The sequence below is a fragment of the Streptomyces sp. NPDC048734 genome (assembly GCF_043198675.1).
Classification (GTDB): Bacteria; Actinomycetota; Actinomycetes; order Streptomycetales; family Streptomycetaceae; genus Streptomyces.
This window is the reverse complement of sequence record NZ_JBICUZ010000001.1, coordinates 265,685-279,272: the sequence shown is the minus strand read 5'-3', so window position 1 is coordinate 279,272 and position 13,588 is coordinate 265,685. Positions and strand designations below refer to the sequence as shown.

General features: G+C 71.1%; 11 protein-coding genes. 6 read left to right on the top strand and 5 right to left on the bottom strand.

The genetic code is table 11. The annotated features are described in order from the left end of the window. Positions 1 to 276 precede the first annotated feature (276 nt). The 3 genes from ACGFQC_RS01245 to ACGFQC_RS01235 all read right to left on the bottom strand — a co-directional run bounded on the left by ACGFQC_RS01245 (position 277) and on the right by ACGFQC_RS01235 (position 4,940). Positions 277 to 1,575 carry a citrate synthase gene (locus ACGFQC_RS01245; RefSeq protein WP_363088377.1) on the bottom strand — a complete coding sequence of 433 codons (1,299 nt, stop codon included), beginning with the start codon at positions 1,573 to 1,575 and terminating at the stop codon, positions 277 to 279. Between the two features lie 198 nt (positions 1,576 to 1,773). Beyond that, on the bottom strand, positions 1,774 to 4,041 hold the full coding sequence (locus ACGFQC_RS01240) for an ATP-dependent RecD-like DNA helicase (protein WP_363088378.1): 2,268 nt from the start codon (positions 4,039 to 4,041) through the stop codon (positions 1,774 to 1,776). Positions 4,042 to 4,259: 218 nt separating this feature from the next. Then, positions 4,260 to 4,940, bottom strand: a complete 681-nt coding sequence (locus ACGFQC_RS01235) for a helix-turn-helix domain-containing protein (protein ID WP_363088379.1) — start codon at positions 4,938 to 4,940, stop codon at positions 4,260 to 4,262. A 108-nt stretch (positions 4,941 to 5,048) separates the two neighbouring features. On the opposite strand from ACGFQC_RS01235, the gene ACGFQC_RS01230 reads away from it, so the two are divergent. Next, positions 5,049 to 6,014: an NAD(P)-dependent alcohol dehydrogenase gene (locus ACGFQC_RS01230; protein WP_363088380.1), complete on the top strand. Its 966-nt coding sequence runs from the start codon at positions 5,049 to 5,051 to the stop codon at positions 6,012 to 6,014. Positions 6,015 to 6,035: 21 nt separating this feature from the next. Here the strand turns inward: ACGFQC_RS01230 and ACGFQC_RS01225 are convergent. Together ACGFQC_RS01225 and ACGFQC_RS01220 are read right to left on the bottom strand one after the other, a co-directional pair. After that, positions 6,036 to 6,910 (bottom strand): IS5 family transposase gene (locus tag ACGFQC_RS01225; protein WP_393287468.1). Its coding sequence is split into 2 segments (ribosomal slippage): positions 6,036 to 6,544 and positions 6,544 to 6,910, totalling 876 coding nucleotides; the frame shifts between segments, so codons are not numbered across the junction. Positions 6,911 to 6,954: 44 nt separating this feature from the next. Further along, on the bottom strand, positions 6,955 to 7,578 hold the full coding sequence (locus tag ACGFQC_RS01220; protein WP_363088381.1) for a TetR family transcriptional regulator: 624 nt from the start codon (positions 7,576 to 7,578) through the stop codon (positions 6,955 to 6,957). Positions 7,579 to 7,676: 98 nt separating this feature from the next. Between ACGFQC_RS01220 and ACGFQC_RS01215 the strand changes: the two genes are divergently transcribed. The 5 genes from ACGFQC_RS01215 (at position 7,677) to ACGFQC_RS01195 (ending at position 13,566) form a co-directional block, all read left to right on the top strand. Further along, the gene (locus ACGFQC_RS01215) at positions 7,677 to 8,369 is read left to right on the top strand and encodes an NAD(P)H-binding protein (protein WP_363088382.1); all 693 of its coding nucleotides are present in this window, start codon (positions 7,677 to 7,679) and stop codon (positions 8,367 to 8,369) included. Next, positions 8,366 to 8,770: a TIGR03618 family F420-dependent PPOX class oxidoreductase gene (locus tag ACGFQC_RS01210; RefSeq protein ID WP_363088383.1), complete on the top strand. Its 405-nt coding sequence runs from the start codon at positions 8,366 to 8,368 to the stop codon at positions 8,768 to 8,770. Before ACGFQC_RS01215 ends, ACGFQC_RS01210 begins: the two co-directional genes overlap by 4 nt. Before the next feature lie 230 nt (positions 8,771 to 9,000). Then, complete coding sequence (locus tag ACGFQC_RS01205; protein ID WP_363088384.1) at positions 9,001 to 10,089, top strand: LacI family DNA-binding transcriptional regulator; 1,089 nt, start codon at positions 9,001 to 9,003, stop codon at positions 10,087 to 10,089. Next, positions 10,086 to 11,627 (top strand): sugar ABC transporter ATP-binding protein, encoded by a 1,542-nt coding sequence (locus tag ACGFQC_RS01200; RefSeq protein ID WP_363088385.1) that lies wholly within the window; start codon positions 10,086 to 10,088, stop codon positions 11,625 to 11,627. Before ACGFQC_RS01205 ends, ACGFQC_RS01200 begins: the two co-directional genes overlap by 4 nt. Further along, a complete protein-coding gene (locus ACGFQC_RS01195; RefSeq protein WP_363088386.1) occupies positions 11,617 to 13,566 on the top strand; it encodes a substrate-binding domain-containing protein in 1,950 nt (649 codons plus the stop codon). The genes ACGFQC_RS01200 and ACGFQC_RS01195 overlap by 11 nt, the downstream gene beginning before the upstream one ends. Positions 13,567 to 13,588 lie beyond the last annotated feature (22 nt).

Genomic DNA, 13,588 nt, shown 5'->3' with positions numbered 1-13,588 from the left:
CCGGGGAAAAACGCCCGCGCCGACGGGTGCCGGCACTCCTCGCCGGAAGGCGTCAGCGCTCCTCGACCGGGACGAAGTCGCGCTCGACCACGCCCGTGGCCGCACTGCCCCGGGGGACGACCCCCGGCCCCTCGGCCGGACCCGCAAGCCACCCGCGCCCCTGCCGAGAGACCCGGAGGTCCCGCCGGTCAAAGCCGAGCGGACGCGCCCCGGACAGCGGGGCGCCGGGGAAAAACGCCCGCGCCGACGGGTGCCGGCACTCCTCGCCGGAAGGCGTCAGCGCTCCTCGACCGGGACGAAGTCGCGCTCGACCACGCCCGTGTAGATCTGGCGCGGGCGGCCGATGCGGGAGCCCGGCTCCTTGATCATCTCGTGCCACTGGGCGATCCAGCCCGGCAGCCGGCCGAGGGCGAACAGGACCGTGAACATCTCGGTCGGGAAGCCCATGGCCCGGTAGATCAGGCCGGTGTAGAAGTCGACGTTCGGGTAGAGGTTGCGCGAGACGAAGTAGTCGTCGGAGAGCGCGTGCTCCTCCAGCTTGAGCGCGATGTCCAGCAGCTCGTCGGACTTGCCGAGGGCGGAGAGGACGTCGTGGGCCGCGGCCTTGATGATCTTCGCGCGCGGGTCGAAGGACTTGTACACCCGGTGGCCGAAGCCCATCAGGCGGACGCCGTCCTCCTTGTTCTTCACCTTGCGGATGAAGGAGTCGACGTCGCCGCCGTTGGCCTGGATGCCCTCGAGCATCTCCAGGACGGACTGGTTGGCGCCGCCGTGCAGCGGGCCCCACAGGGCGTTGATGCCGGCCGAGATCGAGGCGAACATGTTGGCCTGCGAGGAGCCGACCAGGCGGACCGTGGACGTCGAACAGTTCTGCTCGTGGTCCGCGTGCAGGATGAGCAGCTTGTCGAGCGCGGAGACGACGACCGGGTCCAGGTCGTACTCCTGCGCGGGGACCGAGAAGGTCATGCGCAGGAAGTTCTCGACGTAGCCGAGGTCGTTGCGCGGGTAGACGAACGGGTGACCGATCGACTTCTTGTAGGCGTACGCCGCGATCGTCGGGAGCTTGGCGAGCAGGCGGATCGTGGAGAGGTTGCGCTGCGTCTCGTCGAACGGGTTGTGGCTGTCCTGGTAGAACGTGGACAGCGCGGACACCACCGACGACAGCATGGCCATCGGGTGGGCGTCGCGCGGGAAACCCCTGTAGAAGTTCTTGACGTCCTCGTGCAGCAGGGTGTGCTGCGTGATGTCGTTCTTGAAGACGGTGAGCTCGTCGACGGTCGGCAGCTCGCCGTTGATCAGCAGGTACGCGACCTCGAGGAAGGTCGACCGCTCGGCCAGCTGCTCGATCGGGTAGCCGCGGTACCGGAGGATGCCCTGTTCGCCGTCGAGGTAGGTGATGGCGGATTTATAGGCGGCGGTGTTGCCGTAGCCGCTGTCCAGGGTCACGAGACCGGTCTGGGCGCGGAGCTTCCCGATGTCGAAGCCCTTGTCGCCGACGGTGCTGTCGATCACCGGGTAGGTGTACTCGCCGTCGCCGTACCGCAGTACTACAGCGTTGTTGGTCTGCTCGCTCACGTCATCCCTCACCGACGTTGTGCCTCTTCTTCGAGGTTGCCCTGACTGTCTCTACCATCCCCCATTTGGCGCATGAGAGTGCACTCGGGGTCGGCCATTGGGCTTATCCACGGCACTCAGTGCCGCCAACTTGCTCATCCTGCCGCCTCCGTCACGGTTGCGGAAGAGCTCTGTGACCTTCGTGACTCATTTGATCGATCATTTTCCGCGCCCGCCCGCGAGACGGAAGTCGAGAGCGGTGCAGCGGCGGCCCGCCGACACCGTGCGCACCGCCTGGCCGATCGCCTTGCGGGAGCCGACGAGGACGACCAGCCCCTTGGCGCGGGTGACGGCCGTATACAACAGGTTCCGCTGGAGCATCATCCATGCTCCGGTGGTGACGGGGATCACCACGGCGGGATATTCGCTGCCCTGGGACCGGTGGATCGTCACGGCGTAGGCGTGGGCCAGTTCGTCCAGTTCGTCGAAGTCGTAGGGCACTTCCTCGTCCTCGTCGGTGCGCACGACGAGGCGCTGGTCGACCGGATCGAGCGAGGTGACCACACCCACGGTGCCGTTGAAGACCCCGTTCTCCCCCTTGTCGTAGTTGTTGCGGATCTGGGTGACCTTGTCGCCGACGCGGAACACCCGGCCGCCGAACCGCTTCTCCGGGACGTCGGGCCGGCCGGGGGTGATGGCCTGCTGGAGCAGTCCGTTGAGGGTGCCGGCGCCGGCCGGGCCGCGGTGCATGGGGGCGAGGACCTGTACGTCCCGGCGGGGGTCGAGGCCGAACTTGGCCGGAATGCGACGGGCGGCCACGTCGACCGTGAGCCGGCCCGCCTCCTCCGTGTCGTCCTCGACGAAGAGGAAGAAGTCCTTCATGCCGTCGGTGACCGGGTGCTGCCCCGCGTTGATCCGGTGCGCGTTGGTCACCACGCCGGACTGCTGCGCCTGGCGGAAAACGCGCGTCAGACGCACGGCGGGGATCGGGCCGCCGTCGGCCAGCAGATCGCGCAGCACCTCGCCGGCGCCGACGCTGGGGAGCTGGTCGACGTCACCGACGAAGAGGAGATGGGCCCCCGGCGGGACCGCCTTCACCAGCTTGTTGGCCAGCAGCAGGTCCAGCATCGAGGCCTCGTCGACGACCACCAGGTCGGCGTCCAGCGGGCGGTCGCGGTCGTACGCCGCGTCGCCTCCGGGCTTCAGCTCGAGGAGGCGGTGGACGGTGGAGGCCTCGGCGCCGGTGAGCTCGGCCAGGCGTTTGGCGGCGCGGCCGGTGGGGGCGGCGAGCACCACCTTGGCCTTCCTGGCGCGGGCCAGTTCGATGATCGAGCGGACCGTGAAGGACTTGCCGCAGCCGGGTCCGCCGGTGAGGACGGCGACCTTCTCGGTCAGCGCGAGCTTGACGGCGGCCTCCTGCTCGGGGGCGAGGTCGGCGCCGGTACGGGCGCGCAGCCAGGACAGCGCCTTGTCCCACGCCACGTCACGGAAGCCCGGCATGCGGTCCGCCTCGGTGCGCAGGAGGCGCAAAAGCTGGGCTGACAGGGAGAGTTCGGCCCGGTGGAAGGGGACCAGGTAGACGGCCGTGACGGGTTCCGGGCTACCGTCCGGACCCGGGACCCTCTCCCGTACGACCCCGGGCTCCTCGCCCTCCTCGACAGGCTCCGCGAGTGCGGCGAGGCAGTCGATGACGAGGCCGGTGTCCACCTGCAACAGCTTCACCGCGTCGGCGATCAGGCGCTCCTCGGGCAGATAGCAGTGGCCCTGGTCGCTGGACTGGGACAGCGCGTACTGCAGGCCCGCCTTGACGCGCTCGGGGCTGTCGTGCGGGATGCCGACGGACCGGGCGATCCGGTCGGCGGTGAGGAAGCCGATGCCCCAGACGTCGGCGGCGAGCCGGTAGGGCTGGTTCCTGACGACGGAGATGGAGGCGTCGCCGTACTTCTTGTAGATGCGGACCGCGATCGACGTCGACACCTCGACGGTCTGGAGGAAGAGCATGACCTCCTTGATCGCCTTCTGCTCCTCCCAGGCGTCGGCGATCTTCCTGGTGCGCTTCGGGCCGAGGCCGGGCACCTCGATCAGGCGCTTCGGCTCCTCCTCGATGATCTTCAGGGTGTCCATGCCGAAGTGCTGGGTGATGCGGTCGGCGAAGACCGGGCCGATGCCCTTGACCAGCCCTGATCCCAGGTAGCGGCGGATGCCCTGGATGGTGGCGGGCAGCACGGTCGTGTAGTTCTCGACCGTGAACTGCTTGCCGTACTGCGGGTGGGAGCCCCAACGGCCCTCCATCCGCAGGGACTCGCCGACCTGGGCGCCGAGCAGGGCGCCGACGACCGTCAGGAGGTCGCCGCCGCCCCGGCCGGTGTCGACGCGGGCGACTGTGTAGCCGTTCTCCTCGTTCGCGTACGTGATGCGTTCCAGCACGCCTTCCAGCACGGCCAGTCGCCGTTCCTCCGCCTGGGAGGCTCCCGCCTGAGTGGACATGGTCCGACGGTAGCGCCGAGGTGTGACATCACGGGCACCAGTCCGGCATCCCCGGAGACCGGCAACGGGACCGGGACCGGCAGTGGCACCGGGAGCGGGATCACGGGACTCCGGGGCGGTCGGGGCCGGGCTGCGCCTCCGTCGGCGGCCGGCTAGGGCCTGTTGCGAAAGTGGCGCGGTCACCCGAAGGGCGGCCACGCGGCAGGCGCCGCTTCGTATCAGGCTCCGGAGGACCGCTGTCCCTGGGAGCCGTGGGCCGCGAGCGGAAGACTGCGCAGCGACAGTGCGCTCGGCGCTGGCAGCGCTCCGTGGGCCGCCTCGGCGCGGAACGACTGGAGCAAGTACGCCACCAGACGCCGGGACGCGGCACGGTCATCCGGCAATGCGGTGACCAGACCGCAGTGGGACAACAGGGCCACGGCAAAGTCGGAGGGGTGGAAGTCGGCCCGCAGCACGCCCGCCGCCTGAGCCCTGCGGACCAGGGTGATGAAGTCCCGCTCGGCCTGTTCCCGTACCCGCGCGTGTTCTCGCGTGCTGTCCGGAAAGGCCGCGACGAACGCGGCCGGGAAGCCCCGTTCCTCCCGTTGCAGTTCGCAGACCGTCTCGACCAGTCGCTGGAAGCCCTGCCACGGATCGGGGTCGGCCAGCGCCTCGGTGAGCGCCCGAGCGCAGGTGTCCATCTGGTGCGCGAACGCGGCCCGCACCAGTGCGTCCCGCGTCGGGAAACGCCGGTACAGCGTCGCCACGCCGACCCCCGCCCGCCGGGCCACGGTCGCCATGGGCGCGTCGATGCCGTGCTCGGCGAAGACCACGCGGGCAGCCGAAAGGATGCGCCGCCGGTTGCGCCGGGCGTCCGCCCGCAGACTGTCCTGCCCCGCGATCCGAGAGGATTCCCCCACCGCTGTCTCTCACCTCCGGTCAAATGGACGATCTCGTCCGCTTGCCAGCCTACGCTCGGCGCCACGATCCCCCGCACGGCCACTGATGGCGAAGGTGAGAACGCAACGATGGACGACCGCACGATGAAAGCCGTACTGTTCGACCGCTTCGGCGGCCCCGAGGTGCTGTATGTGGGCCGGGTGCCACGTCCCGGACCGGCACCCGGCGAGGTCCTCGTGCGCGTGCGCGCGTTCAGCGTGAACGGCGGCGAACTGGCGGCCCGTTCCGGTCGGGCCCGCCTCATCACCGGCCGGAAGTTCCCGCAGCGCATCGGGCTGGACTTCACTGGCGAGATCGCCGCACTCGGCACCGGCGCGACCGGCGTAGCGGTCGGCGACCAGGTGTGGGGCGTCCTGGGCCGCAGCTCCGGATTCGGCAGCGCCGCCGAGTACGTGACGGTACGGCCCGAGCGGCTCGGCCGGGTCCCGGACGGACTGGACCTCGTAGCCGCTGCCGCGCTGCCGGTGGCCACCACGGCCGTCACGGCCCTCCGCGACAAGGCCGCACTGCGCCCCGGCGAACGGCTGCTTGTACGGGGCGCGGCGGGCGGCGTCGGCAACGCCGCCGTCCAGCTGGGACAGGCGTACGGTGCCGAGGTCACGGCCCTGGCCCGCGCTGCCAACCTCGACTTCGTCCGTACGCTCGGTGCCCACCACGCCGTCGACCACCGGACCGTGTCCCCTGCGGAACTGGGGCTGTTCGACGTGGTCCTCGACACGGCGGGCACCGACCTGCGTACCGTACGGCGGATGCTGAAGCCGGGCGGACGCATGGTCACCATCGCCTTCGACCTGACGCGGCCCGTCGCCTCGCTGGGCTACATCGCGGCCAGCGCCGTCCACGGACGCGGCCGGGTGCGCTTCTTCAGCGGCAACCCCGAACGTGCGCTCTTCGACGACCTCGCCCGCCAGGTGACAGAGGGGAAGCTGCGGCCGGCGGTGGACACGGTCTTCCCGCTGGAAGAGACAGCGGCCGCACACCGGGCGCTGGAGGCGGGCGGGGTGCAGGGCAAGTACGTGGTCAGGGTCGACTAGGGTTTGTTGGAAAGGTGTTGGTCACAGCCACTCGTTGAGGACTGCGACCAACACGGTCGCCTCGTAGCGGACGGCGAGCTTGTCGTATCTCGTGGCCACGGCCCGGTGGCGCTTGAGGCGGTTGATCCCGCACTCGACGACATGCCGCTCGCTGTAGTCGGTTTTGTCGAACTTCGGCGGCCGACCGCCTCGGGCACCGAGTTTCTGGCGGTTGCGGACGCGGTCGGCGGGGACCGGGATGGGCGCCTTGATCCCGCGTCTGCGCAGGTAGGCCCGGTTGCGGCGGGAGTCGTACGCTTTGTCGGCCCGCACCCGGTCCGGCCGCCTGCGGGGCCTGCCCGGACCAAGGCGGGGTACCCGGATGGCTTCCAGGACCGGCTCGAATTGCGGCGAGTCACCCCGCTGTCCGGCTGTGATCACGACGCTCAGCGGCTTCTGTCCCTGCTCGACGGCAAGGTGGATCTTGGTGGTCAGGCCGCCTCGGGAACGTCCGAGAGCATGGTCGGCCGGCTCAACGGCAATGCCGCCGGGCGGTTCCTTTTGCAGATCCCCTTTTTCGAGGCCCCGGCGGCGTGCTGGTGGGCCCGGCAGACGGTGGAGTCGATATTCACGTCCCAGGTGATCAGGCCCTTCGCGTCCGCCTGAGCTTGGAGCTGAGTGACGATCCTGGCCCAGGTGCCATCGCGCTGCCAGCGCCGGAACAGGTCGTAGACCCGTTCCCAGGGCCCGTAGCGTTCCGGCACATCACGCCAGGGAGCACCGGTACGGGTCCGCCACCGGATGCCGTCTATCAGCTGCCGTCGCGTCCACACCGGCGGACGACCCGGCTTGATGCCCTGCGGCAACAACGGCTCAAGCCGGGCCCACTGTCCATTCGTCAGATCACCACGCCCCACAGGGCGTGATCATCCACGACCAAGATCCACTTTCGCAACAGGACCTAGCCCCGGTGGGCCGTTCCGGCGGTCGGCGTGGAGCGTGGCCTCGGGGACAGTGCCGCGCGCAGCGCCGGGGCCAGGACGCGGCGGGCCTCGGACGGGGTGAGGGCGGCGGGGGTGGGGAGCGGGTTGAGGTAGCGGGTGTAGATGAGGCCGCCCAGGATCGTCACCGCGGCCGTGGCGCGGGCGGTCGCGTCCCGGCCGCCGAGGAATTCAACAAGCCGGGCCAGCAGTTCGTGTTCCAGGTACTCGCGGATCACCTCGGCGGCCTCCTCGCCCCGGGCGCTCAGCCGGACGAAGTCGGCGTTCTCCCACAGGTCCGTCACCGCGTCGATCAGACGGTCGGGGAGGGTGGCCGGGTCGCCGCCGAGGACGTCGTCCACCGCCAGCGCGTTGGCGCACTGGAACTGCATCACGTCCGCGAACAGGCCCCTCTTCGAGCCGAAGTGGTAGGCGATCAGCGCGGGGTCGACCCCGGCCGCCCCGGCCACCGCGCGCAGGGTGGTGCGCCGGTAGCCGCTCCGGAGGAAGAGGTCACGGGCCGCCGTGACGATCGACTCGCGGGTCGGCGGGTTGCCGCGGGGGCGGCCTCGGGTACGGGCGGGGGCGGGACCGGAGTTATTCATCGGCGTTGAGCCTGCGAGCCGCGATCCGCACAGTCAAGGGCGTTCCCGGCATCACACGAAGGCATCACACGCACCACACGAAGGGATGACCCGACGCCATGCGCATCGCAGTCTTCGGCGCCAACGGGCCGACCGGCCGCCACCTCACCGACCAGGCCCTCGCGGGCGGCCACGAGGTCGTCGCCGTGACCCGCCGCCCCGGCTCCCTGACCGCACGGCCCGGCCTCGCGGTGGCCGTCGCCGACGCCACCGACCCGGCGGCCGTCGACGCCGCGATCGACGGGACCGACGCCGTCCTCTCCGTACTGGGCACCCCCTTCAGCAGGCGGGCCGTCACCACGTACTCGGCGAGCGCGACCGCCGTCACCGCCGCGCTGGCCCGCCACGGCGTCAAGCGGCTGCTCGTCGTCAGCTCCAACATGATGGACCCGCACTGGCGTCCCACCGGCGCGCACTTCTTCAACCACGTGCTCGACCCGCTGGTGGCCCGACGCCTCGGCCGCACCCTCCACGCGGACATGCGCCGCATGGAGGACGTGATCCGCGGGACGGACCTCGACTGGACCCTCGTACGGCCCTCGGGTCTCTTCGACCATTCCGTCGTCACCGACTACCTCACCTCCGAGACCAGCGCCGACGGCGTCTTCACCGCCCGTGCCGACCTCGCCGCCGCCATGCTGCGCGAGCTGGAGGAGCAGCGGTACGTCCGCAAGGCCATGGGCGTCGTCACGACGGCCGTGAAGCCGAGCATCGTCAAGCTGATCTGGAACGAGGGAGTGAAGAAGAAGTGAGCCGGGCGACCGCCGAACTCACGCCCGCGACAAGGGCGTTCCTCACCCGACCCGGCACGGCCGCCTTCACCACCCTGCGGCCCGACGGCACCCCGCACGTCACCCCCGTCCGCTTCACCTACGACACGGCGGCCGGCCTGGCCCGGGTGACCACCCGCGCCGGAGCCCGCAAGGCCCGCAACGTGGCGGCGGGCGGCCCGGCGGCCCCCGTCGCGCTCTGTCAGGCGGACGGTTTCCGCTGGGTCACCCTCGAAGGCCGGGCCGTCGTCACCGACGACCCGGAGCACCTGGCCGAGGCGGTCCGCCGCTACACCGCCCGCTACCGCACGCCCCCGCCCGTCCCGCCGGACCTGGTCGTCGTCGAGATCACCGTCGCCCGCGTCCTGAGCCTCAACCTGTGACGCCGCGGCGCCCGAACCCACCGCCACAGGTCGCCCGCCCGCGGTCACCGACGCGCTGACGGACTTCTCGCCCCCTCGTGGTCACGAGGGGGCCGTCGCCATGTCCGGACACCGCCTGCCCACCGGTGTGACATCACGATCCGGTCTCGGGTCTTGCGCGCCGCTCGTGTAATCGATTCCAATCCTCCGTGACGCACATGTAAACGATTCCACAAGGAGGTGGAGCGGCGATGGCGAGCATCAAGGACGTCGCGGCCGGGGCGGGCGTTTCCGTCGCCACGGTGTCGCGTGTCCTGAACGACCATCCGTCGGTCAGCGAAGACGCACGCACGCGCGTGCTGGCCGCCGTCGAGGCCCTGGGCTACCGCCCGAACGCCGTCGCCCGGTCGCTGCGCACCGACCAGACCCGCACCCTCGGCCTGGTCATCAGCGACGTGATGAACCCCTACTTCACCGAGCTGGCCCGCTCCGTCGAGGAGGAGGCCCGCGCGCTCGGCTACAGCGTCATCATCGGCAACGCCGACGAGCGGCCCGACCTCCAGGACCACCACGTACGGACCCTGCTGGACCGCCGGATCGACGGTCTGCTCGTCTCCCCCACCGACGGCGGCTCGCCGCTGATGCTGGAGGCCGCGCGCGCGGGGACCCCGATGGTGTTCGTCGACCGGTGGATACCGGGCGTGGACGTGCCGGTCGTCCGGGCCGACGGACGGGCGGCCGTACGGGACCTGGTGGCGCACCTGCACCGGCTGGGGCACCGCCGGCTCGCGATCATCGCGGGTCCGGCCGCCACCACCACCGGCAGCGAGCGCGTCGAGGCGTTCCGCGCGGCCCTGGGCGCCTGCGGCATCGACCTCCCGGACGCCTACATCGGGCAGGGCGACTTCCAGGCCGAGAGCGGCCGGCGGGTCACCGAGGGCTTCCTCGACCTGCCCGAGCCGCCCGAGGTCGTGTTCGCCGCCGACAACCTGATGGCGCTGGGTGCGCTGGACGCCGTACGCGCGCGTGGGCTGCGGGTTCCCGACGACATCGCGCTCGCCGCGTTCGACGACATCCCGTGGTTCGTGCACACCGATCCCCCGGTCACCGCCATCGCCCAGCCGACGGGCGAGCTGGGGCGCGCGGCCGTACGCGCGCTGGTCGACCGGATCGAGGGGCGGACCCCGCGGTCCGTCACCCTCCCCGCCCGCCTGGTCGTGCGCCGCTCGTGCGGCGAGACGGACGAGACGGACGAGACGGGCGAGACGGGCGAGACGGGCAGCAACGGCGACACCGGCGGCAACGGCGAGAACTCAGCAAGGAACAGGAGCCAGACGTGAGCAACGCGGACGAGTTGCTGCGCATCGAAGGCATACGCAAGACCTTCCCCGGGGTGGTCGCGCTCGACAGCGTCGACTTCGACCTGCGGCGGGGCGAGGTGCACGTGCTGCTCGGTGAGAACGGCGCGGGCAAGAGCACCCTCATCAAGATGCTCTCCGGTGCCTACACGCCCGACGCCGGGCGGATCCTGGCCGGCGGCGAGGAGGTGCGCATCCACGGGGCGCAGGACTCCGAGCGCCTCGGGATCGCCACCATCTACCAGGAGTTCAACCTCGTCCCCGACCTGACGGTCGCCGAGAACATCTTCCTGGGGCGCCAGCCGCGCCGGTTCGGGATGATCGACCGCAAGCGGATGGAGGCCGAGGCCGCGGTCCTGCTGGAGCGGGTCGGCGTCACCGTGTCGCCCCGCACGCGGGTGCGCGAACTGGGCATCGCACGCCTGCAGATGGTCGAGATCGCCAAGGCGCTGAGCCTGGACGCGCGCGTGCTGATCATGGACGAGCCGACGGCCGTGCTCACCTCCGAGGAGGTCGAGAAGCTCTTCGCGATCGTGCGCAGGCTGCGCGAGGACGGCGTGGGCATCGTGTTCATCACCCACCACCTGGAGGAGATCGCGGCCCTGGGCGACCGGGTCACGGTCATCCGGGACGGCAGGAGCGTCGGGCAGGTCCCGGCGTCCACGCCCGAGGACGAGCTGGTACGGCTGATGGTGGGCCGTTCCATCGAGCAGCAGTACCCGCGCGAGCGCGCCGAGGCCGGCGCCGCCCTGCTGTCCGTCGAGGGGCTGACGCGGGACGGCGTCTTCCACGACGTCAGCTTCGAGGTGCGGGCCGGCGAGGTCGTCGGTGTGGCGGGGCTGGTCGGCGCGGGCCGTACCGAGGTCGTACGGGCCGTCTTCGGAGCGGACCCCTACGACCGCGGGGCCGTGCGGGTGGCAGGCGCGCGGCTGCCCCGCCACGACGTGGGCGCGGCCATGGCCGCCGGGATCGGACTGGTGCCGGAGGACCGCAAGGGGCAGGGGCTGGTGCTGGACGCCTCCGTCGAGGAGAACCTCGGCCTGGTCACCCTGCGTTCGGCCACCCGTGCCGGGCTCGTCGACCTCAAGGGACAGCACGAGGCCGCGGGCCGCATCGCCGGACAGCTCGGCGTGCGCATGGCCGGGCTCGGCCAGCAGGTGCGCACGCTGTCCGGCGGCAACCAGCAGAAGGTCGTCATCGGCAAGTGGCTCCTGGCGGACACCAGGGTGCTGATCCTCGACGAGCCGACGCGCGGCATCGACGTCGGCGCCAAGGTGGATATCTACCAGCTGATCAACGAGCTGACGGCCGCCGGGGCCGCCGTCCTGATGATCTCCAGCGACCTGCCCGAGGTGCTCGGCATGAGCGACCGGGTGCTGGTGATGGCCCAGGGCCGGATCGCCGGCGAACTCCCGGCGGGCGAGGCCACCCAGGACGCGGTGATGGCACTCGCCGTGAGCACTCCTGCACCCCCTACCACCCCTACGACCACTGAAGTGGAGGCCGGCCGTGGCCGCTGACACGCTCAAGAGCACGACGGGCGCCGGTGGCGGCGCCGCGGCGGTGCGCCGCCTGCTGCTCGACAACGGGGCGCTCACCGCGCTCATCGTCCTCGTCGTCGCCATGTCGGCGCTGTCGGGTGACTTCCTGACGACGGACAACCTGCTCAACGTGGGTGTCCAGGCGGCCGTGACCGCCATCCTCGCCTTCGGCGTGACCTTCGTGATCGTCTCGGCGGGCATCGACCTGTCGGTCGGCTCGGTGGCGGCGCTGTCGGCCACCGTCCTCGCCTGGAGCGCCACCTCGCACGGCGTGCCGGTCGTCCTCGCGGTCGTGCTGGCCGTCGCCACCGGCATCGCGGCCGGTCTGGTCAACGGTTTCCTCATCGCCTACGGCAAGCTGCCGCCGTTCATCGCGACGCTCGCCATGCTGTCGGTGGCGCGCGGTCTGTCGCTGGTGATCTCCGAGGGCTCGCCGATCGCCTTCCCCGACTCCGTCTCGCACCTCGGGGACACGCTCGGCGGCTGGCTGCCGGTGCCCGTGCTGGTCATGGTCGTCATGGGCCTGATCGCCGCGTTCGTCCTGGGCCGCACCTACATCGGCCGCTCGATGTACGCCATCGGCGGCAACGAGGAGGCCGCGCGCCTGTCCGGCCTGCGGGTGAAGAAGCAGAAGCTCGCCATCTACGCGCTGTCGGGCGTGTTCGCGGCCGCGGCGGGCATCGTGCTCGCCTCCCGGCTGTCCTCCGCGCAGCCGCAGGCCGCCGACGGCTACGAGCTGGACGCGATCGCCGCGGTCGTCATCGGCGGCGCCTCCCTCGCGGGCGGCACCGGCAAGGCGTCCGGCACCCTGATCGGCGCGCTGATCCTGGCCGTGCTGCGCAACGGCCTCAACCTGCTGTCGGTGTCGGCGTTCTGGCAGCAGGTCGTCATCGGTGTCGTCATCGCGCTGGCCGTGCTGCTGGACACCGTGCGGCGCAAGGCCGGGGCGACCCCGGTGGCCGCCGGGACGGGCGGCGGCAAGGGTCGGCAGGCGGCGACGTACGGGCTCGCCGCGGTCGTCACCGTGGCGGTGGTCGGCGCGACCTCCTTCCTGCACAACGGGTCGTCGTCGACGGCGAACCCGAAGGTCGGTCTCGCGCTGTCCACCCTCAACAACCCGTTCTTCGTGCAGATCCAGTCCGGCGCGAAGGCCGAGGCGAAGAAGCTGGGTGTCGACCTGACCGTCACCGACGCGCAGAACGACGCCTCGCAGCAGGCCAACCAGCTCCAGAACTTCACCAGTTCCGGCTACGACGCGATCGTCGTCAACCCGGTGGACTCCGACGCGGCCGGTCCGGCCGTGCGCGCCGCCGACAAGGCGGAGATCCCGGTCGTCGCGGTCGACCGCGGAGTCAACAAGGCGACCACGGACACCCTCGTGGCCTCCGACAACGTGGCCGGCGGTGAACTCGCCGCCAAGACCGTCGCCGAGAAGCTCGGCGGCACCGGCAAGATCGTCATCCTCCAGGGCCAGGCGGGCACCTCCGCGGCCCGCGAGCGCGCCGAGGGCTTCGCCAAGGGCCTGAAGGCCTACCCCGGCATCCAGGTGCTGGCCCAGCAGCCGGCCGACTTCGACCGCACCAAGGGCCTCGACGTGATGTCGAACCTGCTCCAGGCCCACCCGGACGTCCAGGGCGTCATCGCCGCCAACGACGAGATGGCGCTCGGCGCGATCAAGGCGCTCGGCTCCAGGGCCGGCAAGTCCGTCCAGGTCGTCGGCTTCGACGGCACGCCTGACGGCCTGACCGCGGTCGGGAACGGCACGCTGTACGCGTCCGTGGCGCAGCAGCCCTCGGAGCTGGGCAGGATCGCCGTGGACAACGCGCTCAAGGCGCTGCGGGGCGAGAAGGTCGCGGAGACGGTGAAGGTGCCGGTGAAGGTGGTCACGGAGGAGAACGTGGCCGGCTTCACCGGCTGACATCCGGCAAGTGGGCGCAGTG

Coding starts and splice junctions, on each gene's coding strand:
- ACGFQC_RS01215 (WP_363088382.1), top strand. CDS start 7,677: ATGCGCATCGCAGTCTTCGGCGCCAACGGGCCGACCGGCCGCCACCTC.
- ACGFQC_RS01240 (WP_363088378.1), bottom strand. CDS start 4,041: ATGTCCACTCAGGCGGGAGCCTCCCAGGCGGAGGAACGGCGACTGGCC.
- ACGFQC_RS01220 (WP_363088381.1), bottom strand. CDS start 7,578: ATGAATAACTCCGGTCCCGCCCCCGCCCGTACCCGAGGCCGCCCCCGC.
- ACGFQC_RS01230 (WP_363088380.1), top strand. CDS start 5,049: ATGGACGACCGCACGATGAAAGCCGTACTGTTCGACCGCTTCGGCGGC.
- ACGFQC_RS01205 (WP_363088384.1), top strand. CDS start 9,001: ATGGCGAGCATCAAGGACGTCGCGGCCGGGGCGGGCGTTTCCGTCGCC.